16 protein-coding genes are annotated in these 18,432 nt (G+C 61.4%); 4 read left to right on the top strand and 12 right to left on the bottom strand.

The annotated features are described in order from the left end of the window. Positions 1 to 41 precede the first annotated feature (41 nt). The gene (locus HX869_RS15645; RefSeq protein WP_003212956.1) at positions 42 to 4,901 is read left to right on the top strand and encodes an NAD-glutamate dehydrogenase; all 4,860 of its coding nucleotides are present in this window, start codon (positions 42 to 44) and stop codon (positions 4,899 to 4,901) included. A gap of 196 nt (positions 4,902 to 5,097) precedes the next feature. Here the strand turns inward: HX869_RS15645 and HX869_RS15640 are convergent, their stop codons facing one another. The 3 genes from HX869_RS15640 to HX869_RS15630 form a co-directional block, all read right to left on the bottom strand. Further along, positions 5,098 to 5,784, bottom strand: coding sequence for a GntR family transcriptional regulator (locus tag HX869_RS15640; protein ID WP_102369279.1), 687 nt, complete (start codon positions 5,782 to 5,784; stop codon positions 5,098 to 5,100). Between the two features lie 17 nt (positions 5,785 to 5,801). Beyond that, positions 5,802 to 6,506 carry an FCD domain-containing protein gene (locus tag HX869_RS15635; protein WP_178903305.1) on the bottom strand — a complete coding sequence of 235 codons (705 nt, stop codon included), beginning with the start codon at positions 6,504 to 6,506 and terminating at the stop codon, positions 5,802 to 5,804. A gap of 145 nt (positions 6,507 to 6,651) precedes the next feature. Then, positions 6,652 to 7,962 (bottom strand): C4-dicarboxylate transporter DctA, encoded by a 1,311-nt coding sequence (locus HX869_RS15630; RefSeq protein ID WP_008433031.1) that lies wholly within the window; start codon positions 7,960 to 7,962, stop codon positions 6,652 to 6,654. 232 nt (positions 7,963 to 8,194) lie between these two features. On the opposite strand from HX869_RS15630, the gene HX869_RS15625 reads away from it, so the two are divergent. After that, entirely contained in the window at positions 8,195 to 8,824 is a 630-nt protein-coding gene (locus HX869_RS15625) for a DNA-3-methyladenine glycosylase I (RefSeq protein WP_177081003.1), read from the top strand. 45 nt (positions 8,825 to 8,869) lie between these two features. Here HX869_RS15625 and HX869_RS15620 read toward each other — a convergent pair whose 3' ends face one another. The 6 genes from HX869_RS15620 to HX869_RS15595 all read right to left on the bottom strand — a co-directional run bounded on the left by HX869_RS15620 (position 8,870) and on the right by HX869_RS15595 (position 15,731). Then, positions 8,870 to 9,271 (bottom strand): cupin domain-containing protein, encoded by a 402-nt coding sequence (locus HX869_RS15620; RefSeq protein ID WP_003210770.1) that lies wholly within the window; start codon positions 9,269 to 9,271, stop codon positions 8,870 to 8,872. A gap of 83 nt (positions 9,272 to 9,354) precedes the next feature. Beyond that, positions 9,355 to 10,788 carry a PLP-dependent aminotransferase family protein gene (locus HX869_RS15615; protein WP_087692884.1) on the bottom strand — a complete coding sequence of 478 codons (1,434 nt, stop codon included), beginning with the start codon at positions 10,786 to 10,788 and terminating at the stop codon, positions 9,355 to 9,357. A 59-nt stretch (positions 10,789 to 10,847) separates the two neighbouring features. Further along, a complete protein-coding gene (locus tag HX869_RS15610) occupies positions 10,848 to 11,615 on the bottom strand; it encodes an SDR family oxidoreductase (RefSeq protein ID WP_178903304.1) in 768 nt (255 codons plus the stop codon). A gap of 19 nt (positions 11,616 to 11,634) precedes the next feature. Then, positions 11,635 to 12,702, bottom strand: a complete 1,068-nt coding sequence (locus HX869_RS15605) for a phosphotransferase family protein (RefSeq protein ID WP_003210778.1) — start codon at positions 12,700 to 12,702, stop codon at positions 11,635 to 11,637. Between the two features lie 130 nt (positions 12,703 to 12,832). Next, positions 12,833 to 14,689 (bottom strand): pilus assembly protein TadG-related protein, encoded by a 1,857-nt coding sequence (locus tag HX869_RS15600; RefSeq protein ID WP_178903303.1) that lies wholly within the window; start codon positions 14,687 to 14,689, stop codon positions 12,833 to 12,835. Positions 14,690 to 14,780: 91 nt separating this feature from the next. After that, positions 14,781 to 15,731: a 2-hydroxyacid dehydrogenase gene (locus tag HX869_RS15595; protein WP_178903302.1), complete on the bottom strand. Its 951-nt coding sequence runs from the start codon at positions 15,729 to 15,731 to the stop codon at positions 14,781 to 14,783. A 179-nt stretch (positions 15,732 to 15,910) separates the two neighbouring features. Here HX869_RS15595 and HX869_RS15590 point away from each other — a divergent pair, with 179 nt between their 5' ends. Together HX869_RS15590 and HX869_RS15585 are read left to right on the top strand one after the other, a co-directional pair. Next, positions 15,911 to 16,246: a hypothetical protein gene (locus tag HX869_RS15590; RefSeq protein WP_178903301.1), complete on the top strand. Its 336-nt coding sequence runs from the start codon at positions 15,911 to 15,913 to the stop codon at positions 16,244 to 16,246. After that, positions 16,243 to 16,569, top strand: coding sequence for a hypothetical protein (locus HX869_RS15585; protein ID WP_177040642.1), 327 nt, complete (start codon positions 16,243 to 16,245; stop codon positions 16,567 to 16,569). The genes HX869_RS15590 and HX869_RS15585 overlap by 4 nt, the downstream gene beginning before the upstream one ends. 15 nt (positions 16,570 to 16,584) lie before the next feature. Here HX869_RS15585 and HX869_RS15580 read toward each other — a convergent pair whose 3' ends face one another. From HX869_RS15580 to HX869_RS15570, 3 genes are all read right to left on the bottom strand, one after another. Further along, positions 16,585 to 17,121, bottom strand: coding sequence for a cysteine hydrolase family protein (locus HX869_RS15580; RefSeq protein WP_003210786.1), 537 nt, complete (start codon positions 17,119 to 17,121; stop codon positions 16,585 to 16,587). A 216-nt stretch (positions 17,122 to 17,337) separates the two neighbouring features. Continuing rightward, complete coding sequence (locus tag HX869_RS15575) at positions 17,338 to 17,934, bottom strand: TetR/AcrR family transcriptional regulator (RefSeq protein ID WP_102369272.1); 597 nt, start codon at positions 17,932 to 17,934, stop codon at positions 17,338 to 17,340. A gap of 52 nt (positions 17,935 to 17,986) precedes the next feature. Continuing rightward, positions 17,987 to 18,370, bottom strand: coding sequence for a tautomerase family protein (locus HX869_RS15570; RefSeq protein WP_102369271.1), 384 nt, complete (start codon positions 18,368 to 18,370; stop codon positions 17,987 to 17,989). Positions 18,371 to 18,432 lie beyond the last annotated feature (62 nt).

Below are 18,432 nucleotides of genomic sequence, written 5' to 3'. Positions count from 1 at the left end.
CGACGCTTCCATCAATAACAAGCCCAAGCGGAGTACCACAGATGGCGTTCTTCACCGCAGCCAGCAAAGCCGACTTCCAGCACCAACTGCAAGCGGCACTGGCGCAGCACATCAGTGAACAGGCACTGCCACAAGTGGCGCTGTTCGCTGAACAATTCTTCGGCATCATTTCCCTGGATGAACTGACCCAGCGTCGCTTGTCCGACCTGGCCGGTTGCACCCTGTCTGCCTGGCGCCTGCTTGAGCGCTTTGATCACAACCAACCGCAAGTGCGGGTCTACAACCCCGATTACGAACGTCATGGCTGGCAATCGACCCACACCGCGGTCGAAGTGCTGCACCACGACCTGCCATTCCTGGTGGACTCGGTGCGTACCGAGCTGAACCGCCGTGGCTACAGCATCCACACCCTGCAAACCACCGTACTCAGCGTGCGTCGTGGCAAGAAGGGCGAACTGCTGGAAATCCTGCCCAAAGGCACCCAGGGCGAAGACGTTCAGCAAGAATCGCTGATGTACCTGGAAATCGACCGTTGCGCCAACGCCGCCGAGCTGAGTGTCCTGAGCAAGGAACTTGAGCAGGTACTGGGCGAAGTGCGCGTTGCAGTCGCCGATTTCGAACCGATGAAAGCCAAGGTCCAGGAGCTGCTGGCCGGTATCGACGCCAGCCCGTACGTGATCGACGGCGAAGAAAAAGCCGAGATCAAGAGCTTCCTGGAATGGCTGGTGGGCAACCACTTCACCTTCCTCGGCTACGAAGAGTTCGTGGTACGTGACGAGGCGGACGGCGGTCATATCGAATATGACGCCAACTCGTTCCTCGGTCTGACCAAACTGCTGCGCCCGGGCCTGACGGCCGACGAGCTGCGCATCGAAGACTACGCGGTGAACTACCTGCGTGAGCCGGCCGTGCTGTCGTTCGCCAAGGCTGCACACCCAAGCCGCGTGCACCGCCCGGCCTACCCGGACTACGTGTCGATCCGCCAGATCGACGCCGACGGCAAGGTCATCAAGGAATGCCGCTTCATGGGCCTCTACACCTCCTCGGTGTACGGCGAAAGCGTGCGGGTGATTCCTTACATCCGTCGCAAGGTGACGGAAATCGAGCGTCGCTCGGGCTTCCAGGCCAAGGCGCACTTGGGCAAGGAACTGGCCCAGGTGGTCGAGGTGCTGCCCCGTGATGACCTGTTCCAGACCCCGGTGGACGAGCTGTTCAGCACCGTGATGTCGATCGTGCAGATCCAGGAACGCAACAAGATCCGCGTGTTCCTGCGCAAAGACCCGTACGGTCGCTTCTGCTACTGCCTGGCCTACGTGCCGCGGGACATCTATTCCACCGAGGTGCGCCAGAAGATCCAGCAAGTGCTGATGGATCGCCTGAAAGCCTCGGACTGCGAGTTCTGGACGTTCTTCTCCGAGTCCGTACTGGCTCGCGTGCAGTTGATCCTGCGGGTAGACCCGAAGAACCGCCTGGACATCGACCCGCTGCAACTGGAAAAAGAAGTGGTGCAGGCCTGCCGCAGTTGGCAGGACGACTACTCCAGCCTGGTGGTGGAAAGCTTCGGCGAAGCCCATGGCACCAACGTGCTGGCTGATTTCCCGAAAGGTTTCCCGGCCGGCTACCGCGAGCGTTTCGCCGCGCATTCGGCCGTGGTCGACATGCAGCACTTGCTCAGCCTGACCGAAGCCAACCCGCTGGTGATGAGCTTCTACCAGCCGCTGGGCCAGGTTTCCGGCCAGCGCGAGCTGCATTGCAAGCTGTATCACGCCGATACGCCGCTGGCGCTGTCCGATGTGCTGCCGATCCTGGAAAACCTTGGCCTGCGTGTCCTGGGTGAATTCCCGTACCGCCTGCGTCATGCCAATGGCCGCGAGTTCTGGATTCACGATTTCGCGTTCATCGCCGCCGAAGGTGTGAACCTCGATATCCAGCAATTGAACGACACCCTGCAGGACGCATTCGTGCATATCGTGCACGGCGATGCCGAAAACGATGCGTTCAACCGCCTGGTGCTGACGGCCGGCCTGCCATGGCGCGACGTGGCGCTGCTGCGTGCCTACGCCCGTTACCTGAAGCAGATTCGCCTGGGCTTCGACCTGGGTTACATCGCCAGTACCCTGAACAACCACACCGACATCGCCCGCGAGTTGACCCGGTTGTTCAAGACCCGTTTCTACCTGGCGCGCAAGCTCACCGCCGAAGACCTCGAAGACAAGCAGCAACGCCTGGAACAAGCGATCCTCACGGCCCTGGACGACGTTCAGGTGCTCAACGAAGACCGCATCCTGCGTCGCTACCTGGACCTGATCAAGGCTACCCTGCGGACCAACTTCTACCAGGCTGACGCCAACGGCCAGAACAAGTCGTACTTCAGCTTCAAGTTCAACCCGCACGCTATTCCTGAGCTGCCCAAGCCGGTGCCGAAGTTTGAAATCTTCGTCTACTCGCCTCGGGTTGAAGGCGTGCACCTGCGCTTTGGCAACGTCGCTCGCGGCGGCCTGCGCTGGTCCGACCGTGAAGAAGACTTCCGCACTGAAGTGCTGGGCCTGGTAAAAGCCCAGCAAGTGAAGAACTCGGTGATCGTGCCGGTGGGCGCCAAGGGCGGTTTCCTGCCGCGTCGCCTGCCGTTGGGCGGCAGCCGGGACGAGATCGCGGCCGAGGGCATCGCCTGCTACCGCATCTTCATTTCCGGCCTGTTGGACATTACCGACAACCTGAAAGACGGCGCCCTGGTGCCACCGTTGAACGTGGTACGCCACGACAACGATGACCCGTACCTGGTAGTAGCAGCGGACAAGGGCACTGCGACCTTCTCCGACATCGCCAACGGCATCGCCATCGACTACGGCTTCTGGCTGGGTGACGCGTTCGCTTCCGGCGGTTCTGCCGGTTACGACCACAAGAAAATGGGCATCACCGCCAAGGGCGCGTGGGTGGGGGTGCAGCGTCACTTCCGTGAGCGCGGCATCAACGTCCAGCAAGACAGCATCACCGTGGTGGGCGTGGGCGACATGGCCGGCGACGTGTTCGGCAATGGCCTGTTGATGTCCGACAAGCTGCAACTGGTCGCGGCCTTCAACCACCTGCACATCTTCATCGATCCAAACCCGAACCCGGCCAACAGCTTCGCTGAACGTCAGCGCCTGTTCGACCTGCCGCGCTCGGCCTGGACCGACTACGACACCAGCATCATGTCCGAAGGCGGCGGTATCTTCTCGCGCAGCGCGAAGAGCATTGCCATTTCGCCGCAGATGAAAGAACGCTTCGACATCCAGGCTGACAAGCTGACCCCGACCGAACTGCTGAACGCCTTGCTCAAGGCGCCGGTGGACCTGTTGTGGAACGGCGGTATCGGCACCTACGTCAAGGCCAGCACCGAGAGCCACGCCGATGTGGGCGACAAGGCCAACGACGCCCTGCGCGTCAATGGCAACGAGCTGCGCTGCAAGGTGGTGGGCGAGGGCGGTAACCTCGGCATGACGCAGCTGGGTCGTGTGGAATTCGGCCTCAATGGCGGCGGTTCCAACACCGACTTCATCGACAACGCCGGTGGTGTGGACTGCTCCGACCACGAAGTGAACATCAAGATCCTGCTCAACGAAGTGGTGCAGGCCGGTGACATGACCGACAAGCAGCGCAACCAGTTGCTGGCGAGCATGACCGACGAAGTCGGCAGCCTGGTGTTGGGCAACAACTACAAGCAAACCCAGGCCCTGTCCCTGGCTGCCCGCAAAGCCTTCGAGCGCGTGGCCGAGTACAAGCGCCTGATGAGCGATCTGGAAGGCCGTGGCAAGCTGGACCGCGCCATCGAGTACCTGCCGACCGAGGAGCAGCTCAACGAGCGCGCCGCTGCGGGCAAGGGCCTGACCCGTCCGGAGCTGTCGGTACTGATCTCCTACAGCAAGATCGACCTCAAGGAAGCGTTGCTCAAATCCCTGGTGCCGGATGACGACTACCTGACCCGTGACATGGAGACCGCTTTCCCGCCGAGCCTGGTGGCGAAGTTCTCCGAAGCCATGCGTCGCCACCGTCTGAAGCGCGAGATCGTCAGCACCCAGATCGCCAACGACCTGGTCAACCACATGGGCATCACCTTCGTTCAGCGCCTCAAAGAGTCCACCGGCATGAGCCCGGCGAACGTGGCGGGCGCCTACGTGATCGTGCGTGACATCTTCCACCTCCCGCACTGGTTCCGTCAGATCGAAGCCCTGGACCACCAGGTCTCGGCCGACGTGCAACTGGAGCTGATGGACGAGCTGATGCGCCTGGGCCGCCGTGCCACGCGCTGGTTCCTGCGCAGCCGTCGCAACGAACAGGATGCCGGACGTGATGTTGCGCACTTCGGTCCGCACCTTGCCGCGCTGGGCCTCAAGCTCGACGAACTGCTGGAAGGCCCGACCCGCGAAGGTTGGCAGAACCGTTACCAGGCTTACGTCGAAGCCGGTGTGCCGGAGTTGTTGGCGCGCATGGTTGCAGGCACTACCCACCTGTACACCCTGCTGCCAATCATCGAAGCCGCCGACGTGACAGGCCAAAGTGCGGCAGACGTCGCGAAGGCTTACTTCGCCGTCGGCAGCGCCCTGGACTTGCCGTGGTACCTGCAGCAGATCAGCAGCCTGCCCGTGGGCAACAACTGGCAGGCCCAGGCCCGCGAGGCCTTCCGCGATGACGTGGATTGGCAGCAACGGGCGATCACCATTTCCGTACTGCAAATGGCCGATGCGCCAGAAGACATGGAAGCCCGCGTGGCCCTGTGGCTTGAGCAGCACCAGGACATGGCTGATCGCTGGCGCACCATGATGGTGGAGATTCGTGCTGCAGTCGGCACGGACTACGCCATGTACGCGGTGGCCAACCGTGAGTTGCTGGACCTGGCGATGAGCGGTCAATCGGTGCTGTAACTGGCTTGATTGAGCGGTAAAACCAAAAGCCCGGTATCGAAAGATATCGGGCTTTTTTGCATTTGATTATCGGCGTGTTATCTCAACTTGTGGCGAGGGAGCTTGCTCCCGTTGGGCTGCGCAGCAGTCCCGTTTTTGGGGCCGCTGCGCGTCCCAGCGGGAGCAAGCTCCCTCGCCACAGTTTAAAACAGTGTGATCAATTGCTGCGTAGTAGCTTGGCTTCCAGATGATCCAGATGCCGGGTCATCAAGTTGACGGCTTTGCCGGCATCGCCATGCTCCACCGCATCCACAATCGCCCTATGTTCCTGCCATGCGCAATACGTGCAAGCCTTGGCCTCAAACTGCGCAATCGCCAATGAGGTCAGCGGCACCAGGCTGTTGAGAAACTGTGCCAGCGGCGCGTTGCCCGCAATTGCCGCCAATTGCAGGTGAAATTCCCCGGAAAGGCGAATCGCCGGGCCACGTTCGTCACGCTCGATGCAGTCGCGCTCCCGTGCGATCAACTCCCGCAGTTGGCGGATCTGCGCCGGTTTCGCCTGGGCACACGCCAACTGCACCACGGTGATTTCCGTCAGGCGCCGCGCCTCGAGAATCTGCTGGGTCTGTTGTGCATCCGGTGCCGCCACCTGGGCGCGGTGGTTGGGCCGCAGGATGATCACTTGCTGGTGCGACAGCCGCGCCAGCACCCGGCGAATCACGCTGCGGCTGACGCCAAAACTTTGCCCGAGGCTCTCCTCGGTAAAACGGCTGGCGGGGGCGATGCGTTGCTCGAGAATGGCGTCGAACAGTGCCGGGTAGATGTCGTCCACCGAGAGTTTCGGCTTGCCCACCAGGCGCAACGGCGTAAAGGGGAAAGGGGTGTGCAGGGCGTGAGCGGTCATGCGCGGTCTCCTGGAAGTCAGCTACCCAGATGGTCATCCGGGATGTTCAAGCGAATGCCCATGCGCAAGCCTTCCTGCAGGATATGCCGGCGCATTTCGGCGCTGGCCAGGGCGCTGTTCTTGTTGCGGATCGCCCGCACCACGGCGTCGTTTTCCTGCAGGCGTTCCGCCAGGTGTTCGGAGGAGTTGCGCAGCACCTGGGCGCTTTGCTTGAGGGCGTTGCTGGTTTGTTGCACCACGTTCTGGAAGATCGGGTTGGAGGTCAGGGCGAACAGTTCTTCGTGGAACGCGATGTAGGCATTCATCCCGGCTTCGCTGTCGCCGGCGTCGAGGGCTTCGCGCATGTCCATCAGGGTCAGGCGCAGTTGCCCGACTTCCTTGCTGCTGATGGATTGCGCTACTAAACCTACGATAAAGGGCTCGAGGGTGTAGCGCAGTTGCAGGATGTCTTCGAGGCTGGCGTCCGCCACGCCGCTGTCCTGGGCCTGGGATTCGCTGAGGGTGGTTTCCAGCACCACCACGCCCTTGCCGGGCATGGAACGTACCAGGCCGAGGGTTTCCAGCACGATCACCGCTTCGCGCAGGCTCGGGCGGCTGATGCCCATTTGCTCGGCCAGTTCACGCTGGCCGGGCAGCATCTCGCCGCGCCGCCACTGACCCCTCGCCAGGGCGGCGCGCAGTTTTTCTACCACTGAATTGACGACGGTTGACGAGGTGATCACGTGTGGCTCCCTTTAAATTGAACTGTCTGCTTGGTGTGGCGAGAGAGCTTGCTCCCGCTGGACTGCGCAGCAGGCCCATTTTTTGGGGCCGCTTCGCGCCCCAGCGGGAGCAAGCTCCCTCGCCACAGGGGGTGAGTCTGTCTCATCAGAACTCTTGGTGGGCGGGCAGCACCGGTTTCTTGGCCTGGAAGGCATACCCTTGTTGACCGTCCAGCACCTTGTTGGCGCGCTGGATATCGATGTCTTTTTCCCAGCGGGCGATGGCCACGGTGGCGACGCAGTTGCCGATCAGGTTGGTCAGCGCCCGGCCAATGCCCATGAACCAGTCCACCGCCAGCACCAGCACCAGGCCCACCACCGGAATCGCCGGGATTGCGGTGAGTGTCGCCGCCAGAATCACCAGTGCCGAACCCGGAATCCCGTGGGCGCCCTTGGAGGTGATCAGCGACACCAGCAGGATGGTCAGCAGGTCGGTCATCGACAGCGGTGTGCCGGTGGCATTGGCGATAAACACGATGGCCAGGGTCAGGTAGATCGAGAAACCGTCGAGGTTGAACGAGTACCCGGTCGGAATCACCAGGCCCACGGTGGAGCTGCCAATGCCAAGGTGTTCCAGTTTACGCATGATCTGTGGCAACACGGCATCGGAGGACGCGGTGCCCATCACGATCAACAGTTCTTCCCGCAGGTACTTGAGCAGCGGCATCATCCGCAGGCCCGACAGGCGCATCACCAGCCCCAGAATCACCGCGACGAACAGGAAGCACGTAAGGTAGAACAGGCCCACCAGGCTGCCCAGGTGTTGCAGGGAATCCAGGCCGTAGGTGCTGGTGGTGAAGGCGATGGCGCCGAACACGCCGATGGGCGCCAGGCGCACGATCATGCCCATGATGCGGAAGATCACGTGGCTCAGCTCGTTGATCAACCGAGAGATGCCGGAAGCGGCTTCGCCCACCAGGTTCAGCGCGCTGCCGAACAACACCGAGAACAACAGCACTTGCAGCACGTTGTTATCCGCGAAGGCGCCGATCACCGAGTTGGGGATCAGGTCCATCAGGAACTGGCTGGTGCCCTTGATGTGCTGGCCACGGTCTGCCAGTTCATTCAGGCCGGCAGACGACAGTTGCTCCAGGTGGATATTGGCGCCGGTGCCGATCCCGGTGCTGAAGGCCATGATCAGGCCGATCACCAGGGCCACGGTGGTCAGTGCTTCGAAGTAGATCACCGACTTGAGGCCGATGCGCCCGACTTTCTTCAAGTCGCCGGCACCGGAAATACCGCTGACCACCACGCAGAAGACGATCAGGCCAATCAGCATTTTGATCAGCTTGATGAAGCCGTCACCCAGGGGTTTGAGTTGCGAGGAGAATTCAGGGAGGGCGAGGCCGCAGATTATGCCGATCACCAGGCCAATCACGACTTGCAGGAAAATCGAACGCGAGCACCATCTGAGCATGGGAAGGATCTCTATTCGGTGCCCTGGTGGGTCCAGGGCTTAATTGTTGTGGTCTGACCGGTATGTCCAGTGCGGGGCCAGTCTACGCTCGGTTTTTTTCAAGTCGCAAGTAAATATTACGCGGATGGCAGGTCCCGGTCTGACCAGTTGGTTCGCAAGGTTCGTGCTTGAGCGGTTGGCGGCCCGGAATTTTTTTCGCTTATCATCCCGGGCTTGGTTCACAGGGTGAGTTATGGATATTCCAGGATTGATCACGGACGCGGCGGGCGTCACCAGCTGTACGTGGCGCACGGCGGCGCCGGAGTACCCGGATTACCACGACCACGAATGGGGCGTGCCGGTGGCCGATGACATTGCGCTGTACGAGAAGATTTGCCTGGAAGGTTTTCAGGCGGGCATGGCGTGGATCACCATCCTGCGCAAGCGCGAGGCGTTTCGGCGGGCGTTCGAGGGCTTTGATTTTCGCCGGGTGGCGCAGTACACCGAACGGGATATCGAGCGCTTGATGGCCGACCCGGGCATTGTGCGTAATCGCGCCAAGATCGTCTCCACCATCAACAACGCCCGGCGCGCTTGTGAGCTGGTGGATGAAACCGGTTCGCTGGCGGCGTGGCTGTGGTCGTTTGAACCGGCCGCCGATGAGCGTCCGGCGGTGGTGGACATGGCGTACTGGACGGCCAACCCCACGTCAGCCGCGTCAACACGTTTGTCCAAGGCCCTGAAAAAGCGTGGCTGGAGCTATGTGGGACCGACCACGATGTATGCGTTCATGCAGGCGATGGGCATGGTCAACGACCACCTTGAAGGCTGTACCTGCCGGCCTCGAATCGAACAGCTGCGCCACCACTTCAAACGACCCTGAGCCACTGACTGTGCTCGGTTAAGACTGTGGGAGCGGTGGCGCGGGTTAGTGGGGCAGCGGCGTGAGCACGTCGGCCTTGTCATCCATCACCATCACTACCAGCAGTTTCGCCGGTTGGGTCTGGCTGGCATTGCTGGATTCAAAGTGCCGCGAGCCGGCAGGTTCATAGAACGACTGGCCGACCTTGTAGGTGATCGCCTTTTCATCGTTGACCCGCGAGGTGATTGCACCTTCCAGCACATAGGCCACGGCCGTGCCGGTGTGGCTATGGGGCACGGTGGCCTGGCCCGGGGCGTAGTCCACGGTGAGCATCACGGTTTTCTTGCCGGGGACGTTGGCCAGGGCGTGTTCCTGCAACACGTTGATCTTTTCCTGGTTGTACACCGGGTCGTGGGCAAAGGCGCTTAACGAGGCCAGCAGCAGGGTGGTGCCGAGCAGTACTTTCATGGTGAGGCTCCGAGTGAGTCGAGACCCGTTCACCCTAGGCCCCGATCCGGATTTGACCAATAGCCAATCCGGCGGAAATTCCCTCAGCCAATCTGTCGCAGGATATCCCGCACCACGTCCAGCGCCGGGTCAATGTCCAGGGTTTCGATCGCGCCAAACCCGATCTTCAGTCCCTCGCGTACCGGTGTGTCGTGGAAAAACACGCTCAGCGGATAGAGCCCCACGTCAGCCTCCCGTGCCAATTGGGTGAGCTGCGGAATATTCACCGGCACCTTGCACAGTGCGGCCAGATGGAACCCGGCCACGGTGGGCACCACGTCGAACCACGGCGAGAGGTCCCCCGCCAGGCGCTGCAGAATCCGTTCCCGGCGCCCGGTATATACCCCATGGCAGCGCCGAATGTGCTTGAGCAGGTAGCCTTCGCTGATGAACTTGGCCAGGGCCCATTGCGGCAGGGTGGAGCTGTGCTGGTCGGTGAGTTGCTTGGCCTTGAGCACCGCGCCGAAAATTGCCGGCGGCAACACCGTGTAGCCCAGGCGCAACTCCGGCAGCAGGGTTTTCGAGAAGGTCCCGACGTAGGCGACCACGCCGCGGGTGTCCATGCTTTGCAGGGAGTCGGTGGGGCGGCCCTCGTAGCGGAATTCGCTGTCGTAGTCATCCTCGATCACGATGGCGCCCAACGCCAGCGCACGTGCCAGCAACGCCTCACGGCGCGGCACGCTCATGGGCATGCCCAGGGGGAACTGATGGGACGGTGTCACGTAGATCAGCCGCGTGCCGTCGGGAATCAAGTCGACCCGCAGGCCGTGTTCGTCCACCGGCACGCCCACCACGGTCGCCCCCATGGCGTCGAACATCAGTCGCACCGGGGTGTAGCCGGGGTCTTCCATGGCGACGACGGTGCCCGGTTCCAGCACCACGCGGGCGATCAGGTCGAGCGCCTGCTGGGCGCCGTTGGTGACTACGATGTCGTCTTCGCTGCACCTGACCCCACGGGAAAATGCGATATGCCCGGCGATTGCACTGCGCAGGGCCGGCAAGCCTTCCGGCCGGCTGTAGAAGCCGCTGTCCTGTGAGATACGGCGCAAGGCATCGAGGGTGCAGCGCCGCCATTCATCCTGGGGGAACTGGCTGCGGGCGGTGGCACCGCCGATAAAGTCCCGGCTCGGGCGGGTTTCACGGTTGGGGTGACCCATGGGCGCGGGAAGGGCCTGCCACTTGGCCAGGTTGGCGGCGCAGGCAAGGTCGGCGGCACTTTGCAGGTGTTCGCGGCGCGTGGCCCAGGCGTTGACGAACGTGCCACGGCCGATCCTGCCGACCAACAACCCTTCGTAGGTCAGCGCCGCGTAGGTGTCTGAGACTGTCTTGCGCGACACGCCCAGTTGCAGGGCCAGCAAGCGGCTGGGAGGCAATTGCGACCCGGCCACCAGTTGTCCCGACTCAATGGCCGTGCGCAGTTGCTGGTAAAGCTGTTCGGCCAGGTCCTTGCGGCCTTTGATAACGACGTGCAGTTCCATGTTTCATCCAGAGGCAAGCAATCACCCGCAAGATTACCGCAAGTCACCCGCCAGCCGAATCAGGACAGGAAACCACCGTCTACATTCAGCGATACACCGGTGGTGTAGCTCGACGCGTCGCTGGCCAGGTACAGCACCGCGCCGGCCATCTCGCTCGGGTCGGCCACGCGCTTGAGGGGGATCTGCGCCAGGGCCATTTTCAGGATCGAGTCGTTCTTCACCAGCGCGGAGGCGAACTTGGTGTCGGTCAGGCCCGGCAGCAGCGCGTTGCAGCGAATGCCGAACGGCGCGCATTCCTTGGCGAAGACTTTGGTCATGTTGATCACGGCGGCCTTGGTCACCGAGTAGATGCCCTGGAATACGCCCGGCGAAATCCCGTTGATCGAGGCCACGTTGATGATGCTGCCGCCACCGTTCTCGCGCATCAGCTTGCCGGCTTCCACCGACATGAAGAAGTAGCCGCGGATGTTCACGTCGACGGTCTTCTGGAATGCGCCCAGGTCGGTGTCCAGCACGTTGCAGAACTGCGGGTTGGTGGCGGCGTTGTTGACCAGGATGTCCAGGCGGCCGAACTGTTCGCGGATCGCGGCAAACACGTGGGTGATCTGTTCCATTTCGCCGATATGGCAGGCAATGGCCGTGGCCTTGCCGCCGTCAGCGATGATCGCGTCGGCCACGTGCTGGCAGCCATCGATCTTGCGGCTCGACACGATCACGTGGGCGCCTTGTTGGGCCAGCAACTTGGCGATAGCCTCACCGATACCGCGGCTGGCGCCGGAAACGAAAGCGATCTTGCCGTCGAGGTCGAACAGTTGAGTCTTGGACATGGTTTTTCCTTGAAGAGGGTCAGAGGGAAGACTGTTTGATGACATTCAGGCTCATCTGCTCAAGCAGCTTGTTCATGTGAATGAACTGCGCAAAGCGTTTGTCCTGGGTCTGGCCATGGAAGAAGCGGTAGTAGATCTGCTGCACGATGCCGGCCAGGCGGAACAGGCCGTAGGTGTAGTAGAAGTCGAAATTGTCGATCTGGATCCCGGAACGTTCGGCGTAGTAGTCGACGAACTGGCGGCGGGTAAGCATGCCGGGGGCGTTGCTCGGCTGGCGGCGCATCAGTTGCACCGGAGCCGGGTCGGCCGCTTCGATCCAGTAGGCGAGGGTGTTGCCCAGGTCCATCAGCGGGTCGCCGAGGGTGGTCAGTTCCCAGTCCAGCACACCGATGATCTGCATCGGGTTATGCGGGTCGAGGATCACGTTGTCGAAGCGATAGTCGTTGTGGACGATGCTCGAGGTGGGGTGGTCGGCCGGCATCTTGTCGTTGAGCCAGGCACGTACCGCTTCCCAGCTGGGGGCGTCGGGGGTCAGGGCTTTTTCGTAGCGGTCGCTCCAGCCGCGAATCTGCCGCTCCACGTAACCTTCGGGCTTGCCCAGGTCGGCCAGGCCGCAGGCGCTGTAGTCGACCTGGTGCAGTTCGACGAACTTGTCGATAAAGCTTTTGCACAAGGCTTCGGTTTTCGCCGCGTCCAGGCCCAGTTCCGGCGGCAGGTCCGAGCGCAGGATGATCCCGTTGACCCGCTCCATCACGTAGAACTCGGCACCGATCACCGATTCATCGGTGCAGTGCACGTAGGCCTTGGGGCAGTACGGGAAACCGTCCTTGAGCTGGTTGAGAATCCGGTATTCGCGGCCCATGTCGTGGGCGGACTTGGCCTTGTGGCCAAAGGGCGGGCGGCGCAGCACGAATTCCTGGCCGGGGTATTCCAGCAGGTACGTCAGGTTGGAGGCACCCCCGGGGAACTGGCTGATTTTGACGCTGCCGCTCAAGCCCGGGATATGGGCCTTGAGGTAGGGATCGATGAGGCTGGCATCAAGTTCTTCGCCGGGGCGAATCTGGGTCGATTGGTCATTAAGCGCCATGCTTATCCCTTCTGCTTATTCTTAAGGCCTTGGACTATTGGCTAATCTAATGCGCGCGGCCGCCAAGCCACAAGGTTGGGGCGGCTTAATAGGTTAGCGTGTTGGCCGATGATCAGCGGGCTTGATGTGCTCAGATCACCAGAACTGCGCGCCCGCCGGGGTTGCAGGACAGGTTGGCACCGATTTCGACTTTTGCCAGGTCGATGCCCAGGCCGGCGAGCAGGTTATTGACCAGCGGGTCGAGGAGCGGGCTGAGCAGTCCGGAGATGATGCCGCTGAGCAGATTCAGTACGCCGGTGATCAGGCCGACCACCAGGTTCAGCACCAGCCCAATCAGTCCGCCCTGTGTCGGTGGATGGTTGATCAACTGGATGCCATTGAGGGTGTTGCTCAAGCTGCCCACCACGTTGTTGGAACTGAAACTGAAGTAATCCGGGGGGCTTTTCACCTCGGGCGGCGACAGGTAAGTGTGGTTCCGGACGGTCTTGGCCACGCTGCTGTCGATCTTCAGGCTGATGCCACCCACGCCATACGGTTGCCGGGGATCGCAGACACCGTTGCTACAGGTCTTCACCCCAAGGTCGAGTAATGGGAATTCGTCAACGTTCAGTGGTGCTGTGGAGGAAAACAGGTTTTTTGGGTCGATCTGGCCCACCATCAGCCTAACCGCCGAGGTGGTACCGAGCACCGACAAGGCTTTGTCCGCAGGCCCGTTGCAACGATATCCGGTGACCGTGCTGCTGCCGCTGGCGGCTTCCAGTGCTACATCGATTTGCTGGCCGATTTTGGGGTCAAAGGAGCTGCCTAACAAGAGGCCCACCAGCGCCGTTACCCCGCCCAGTAAATCGTTCACCGCGCCGATTGCCGGCAGTTTCACCGAGATCAACGTCCTGACTTGCGCGGTCCTGACGTAGATCGGCTGGGTGGCGATCAGCTTGGGGTTACCTATGGCGGAAACCTGCGCCGGTTCAATGACCTTGGTCTTGACCGTGATATTCAGCAGTCCCAGCACATCCACCGGCAACTCCACCGCGACCGCGTTGTACTTGTTCGACAGTTGCACAAACCCCTGGATCAGGTTGAACAGTTGCAGGTTAACGTCCAGGGCGCTCTTGTCGGTGCCGTTCTGGATGGTCAGCAGGTCGCCCAGGTGCAGGATCTTGGTGCCGGGTGCAATCAGCTTGATCGCTTCCAGGTTATTGATCACCACCTTGACCGCATCGCCCCCCAGCTTGAGTACATCTATCGCGGCCTGGATCAGATCGCCGACGCTGGCGTCGGTCTTGAGCAACTCGTCGTAGTTGCCGGCGCTGACCTTCAATTGAATCGCCAGCGCGTCCAGGTAACTGAGCAGGTTGATATCGGTATTGATCAGGCCCTTCCAGCCCACCGCATCGAGTTGCAATTTGCCCCCCAGCAGTCCGCCGATCAACGCATTGAGTGCCGCGGACTTGGTGCTGTCCACGGTCAGCAAGGTGCTGCGGATGGTCAGTACGGCCACCGGTGGCGCGGGCACGGCGGCCACGGCCACTGCCTGCAACCGGATGGTCGGCTCGAAAGGGCCGGTGGAGAGCAGCATGAACAGGCGGTTGGCGATACTGGTGACGACGCGGTGGGTGGCGATGACCTGGATCGCATCGGACCTTGAGGGATTGGGGCTGAAGGCGCGCATGAAGTCAGCCCCGGTGACCAGGGTGCCACAGGTGGTCGCCAGGGTACGGTCTGCGTTGAGCGGGAAATCATTGCGGGCTGCGCTTTGGATCGCGAATTGCGCGGCGTTGGTATTCGGCGTCACGCAGGCGCCGCCGCGGGTGACCACTTCCAGCGCCGCGGTGTCGGCAACCCGTTGCAGCTTGCGCTTTTCCAGGTACAGCCGGCCGCTGTCGACCACCAGCAACAGGAACAACAGTGCGATCCCCAGGGTCATCGCACCCATCAGTCCTATTGCGCCGCGTTGGCGGGCCGAGCCGGGTCCTTGGCAAACCATCCTGCGTTCCTTCGCCGGTCCAGTACCGGCATCCTGAGTATCCCCTCAGGCAGTGTAGTCAGGTTTTGCAAGGATTCATGGCTATTGGCCATTATTTTCGCGGAGGCAGTGCTACGGGCGTCAGCACAGGGCGGCCGGCAAAGTATTCCAGCAGGTTGTCCGCCACGCGCTGCACGGTGTCATGGGCGGCTTCCGGCGACAGGCCGGCGACGTGGGGCGTGAGCACGGTATTGCTGAGGCGCTTGAGCGCGTCGGGCACGTTGGGTTCATCGTCGAACACGTCCAGTGCCGCGCCGCCGATGCGCCGTTGCTCCAGGGCGGTAATCAGGTCGGCGGTGACCACCACGCTGCCACGGCCGATGTTCACCAGGAAACCGTTGGGCCCCAGTGCGTCGAGGGCCTGGCGGTCGATCAAATGTCGCGTGCTGGCGCCGCCCGGGGTGGCCAGGATCAGGAAGTCCGAGGCCCGCGCCAGTTCCACGGCGGTGGCGCAGTAGGTGTAGTCCACATCTTCGCGGGGCTGGCGGTTGTGATAACTCACCTCCATGCCAAAACCCAGGGCAGCCCGCTTGGCGATTTCCAGGCCCACGGCCCCCAGGCCGAGAATGCCCAGCTGTTTGCCGGCCAGGGAAGGGCGCATTATCTTGGGCCATTCGCTGCGCCGTACTGCTGCGTCCGCCCGGGGAATGTCCCGCACCAGGCACAGCAACAACGCCATGGCGTGGTCGGCCACCGACGGCGCATTCACCCCGGCGCCATTGGTGACCACGACTCCACGGTTGCTGGCGGCTTGCAGGTCCACGTGTTCATACCCGGCGCCGATCACGCAGATGATCTCCAACAGCGGCAGCGCGGCGATTTCCTCGGCGTACAGGCCCAGCGGGCCACGGGTCAGCACCGCCTGGACCTGCCCGCCGTGGGTCTTGATGGCCTTGGCGCGTTCGGCCGGGGTGGGCGCAAGAATCACGTGAAAGCCATTGCCTTCGATGATCGGCAGGTAGTCGTTGATGGTTTCAACCAGGACCAGAACGGTGACGGGCATCGGAAGGTTCTTCCTGAAGGATTAGAGGCTTGGATTATGCGGGATTTGTAGTCCCGATCGTTTCTTTACCGCAGAAAAATTTCATTTCTCACCAGCCTAATCTGATTTTCCGGACCGCTCGTCCCAGGCCTTTTTACTGCCGCAGACTTCGACGACTTTCCTTAGCAGAGACGTCATGGATGCATGTTCCTGCCACCCCCGAAATCGTCGAGTGGACCCCTTATGGCTACAAGCACAGCCCATCAAAAAACCTCGCTTGGGAAGATATTGTCAGCAGCACCCGATACGGCCCGGCCAAATACAAGCCCGGTATAAATATTGAAAAGCTTGAGCGAGAAGCCTATAAAAATGGAGTGCCAAGCACTCATGCAAAACCCTGGAAACTCAGGGAGTATCCGCAAGTCATAGGTGCCAGTGATGGCAAGCCCAGTTACTGGGTTCGAATTGAGTCAAGCGCGGGCGTCATACATGGTCATCCGATTTCCGAGCAGGAATTCAGGAGGTTAACAAGTTGATCTCACTAGGCTTTATTGACGGAAACGTCACCCATGATGATCTCTCCATCTTGCAGGATGGGGCGATGGAGAGTCAGGTTCACCTGTTGAAAGAGGACATGCTTCAGGTTGAATACGCCGGTGGGCTTATATTGGATGTCGGCTGGTACCCCTCCTTCGATATCCATGGTGGGTTCCGCATCAATGTAATAAGAAATTACGACTGGGACCGCCCAGTGATTGCGTTAACGGCGCACGCAGCCGGTGATCTGGTGGAGCAACTGGCTGTTGCGCAGAGCGCGATCAATGGCGAACTGCGCAACGTATTGAGAACCTCGGCTTAGGTAAAGCTCCAGGCTTTAGAAGCAGATATCGTCAGCTTTCACACGCTGCACAAATGCCCCGGCCAAGGTTGCGTTATGGTGCTCGATAATCGATGCGGCCGATAACGCCGGAGTGTCCATACAAGTATGGGCATCCTCCGGCAGCAGCACCGAGAACCCCAGCTCCACGGCCACTCGGCACGTCGTGTCGATGCAGTACTGGGTTTTCATCCCGACGATCACCAGTTCATTCACCTGTGCCGCCGCCAGTTGCTGCGACAGCTCGGTGCCGAGAAAACAGCTGGGCCGGGTTTTATTGAAAACCGTGTCGCGAGCTTCATCAACCTCCAGTGCTGGCCATAGTTGCCAAAACGGGCTGCCCACCTCGATGGGCGAACCCGCAGGGCCGGTGTGACGTGCAGCGAAAACCGGCACGCCAACGTGTCGGGCGCGCTGAATCAGCTGGTTGATGTTGTCGAGTACGCGCTGGCGTTCGTAGGGTTTTTCCGGACCATCGTACAGACCGGTCTGCATGTCGATGATCAGCAGGGCGGGGCGCTTGTTGTCAGGCATGGTGCTGCTCCTTGTGTTTGCCAGATGGCGGAGCAATAAAAAGGCCCCGTCCATTGCTGGCGGGGCCTTGGGTAAATCCGGGTGGCTTAGTTTGCGCGCCACTCACCGCTACCACACGACCCGCCGGAAGCGGTCGTGGTGGTGGTGCGGGTGAGGGCCAGCTGGAAAATGTTCATGGGCCGATCATGCTGGCGCTGGTGTTTGCCTGTCAACGCGTCAGCCGAGGTTTTTTTCCGGGATCAGGAGATTCCTGGCGGCAGCGAGGAATTCATCAGACAGGCCGTTGCCTTTGGTCGCACGGGCCAGGGTGAGGGCGCCGACCATCGTCGCGTACTGGGCAATGGCGGCCTGCCGGTCACCTTCGGGGGTTCCGGTGGCCTGGGTAGCGGCCAGGATGCCCATGGACGCTTCAAAGCCCCGGATAAAGCTGCGTTGCAACGCGCTGTCGGCGGCTTCATGGCACATCTCCCCGGCAAACGCCGCAACCGGGCAACTGTCCCCGGGGTTGTCACGATTGGCCGCCGACAGATACGGATCAATCAACGCCAGGCGCGCAGCCTCGGGATCAGGGCTTTGCTCGACCCTGGCCTGCCAGCGCTCGCTCGATTGCTCGAATGCCCGGTTGCAGGCTTCCGTGGCCAGCGCCTCGCGGGACTCGAAGTGCCCGTAGAAACCGCCATGGGTCAGCCCGGCGGCGGCCATCACGTCCGACACGCTGATGCCATGGATGCCCCGTTCACGAAACAGCCGCGTGGCGGCCTCGACGATGATTTCGCGGTTGAGTTCGGCTTGTTTGCGGGACACGCGTGGCATCGAGGGCTCTCAGGATCAGGTGGTGGCAGGGATGGGTGGCATCATAAAACGTTTAGCTGGCGTACTGCGCGATCCCGTTGCCGAACGACCAGTTTTCCTTCTTGACCTCCACCAGGCTGATAAACACATCTTCCAGGCGCACCGCCAGTTCACGGTGCAAGCTCTCGGCAATGGTTTTGTACAGCAGCTTTTTCTGCTCGGTACTGCGGCCTTCGTTCAGAGTGATCTGGATGATCACCAGGTTGTCGGTGCGCTGGATGCCCAGGTACTCCGGGTCATAGATGAAGTGGTGTTCATCGTGCTCGGTGAGGATCTGGAAGTTGTCGTGCTCAGGCACGCCGATAGCCGTGTGCATGGCGTTGTAGATCAATACGCCGACGCGCTTGGCGTAGGTGACGTCGGGGTTTTTCCGAAGGTCGATGCGCACGATTGGCATGGCAGGTAGTCCAGTGAGGGGCGTGCTTTAACAATACATGACGTGATGACTTTATAACATAG

Origin of the sequence: Pseudomonas sp. P7779, from assembly GCF_013386315.1 — a bacterium.
GTDB lineage: Bacteria > Pseudomonadota > Gammaproteobacteria > Pseudomonadales > Pseudomonadaceae > Aquipseudomonas.
The sequence above is the reverse complement of the archived record's forward strand: the minus strand, read 5'-3'. Positions and strand labels throughout refer to the sequence as shown.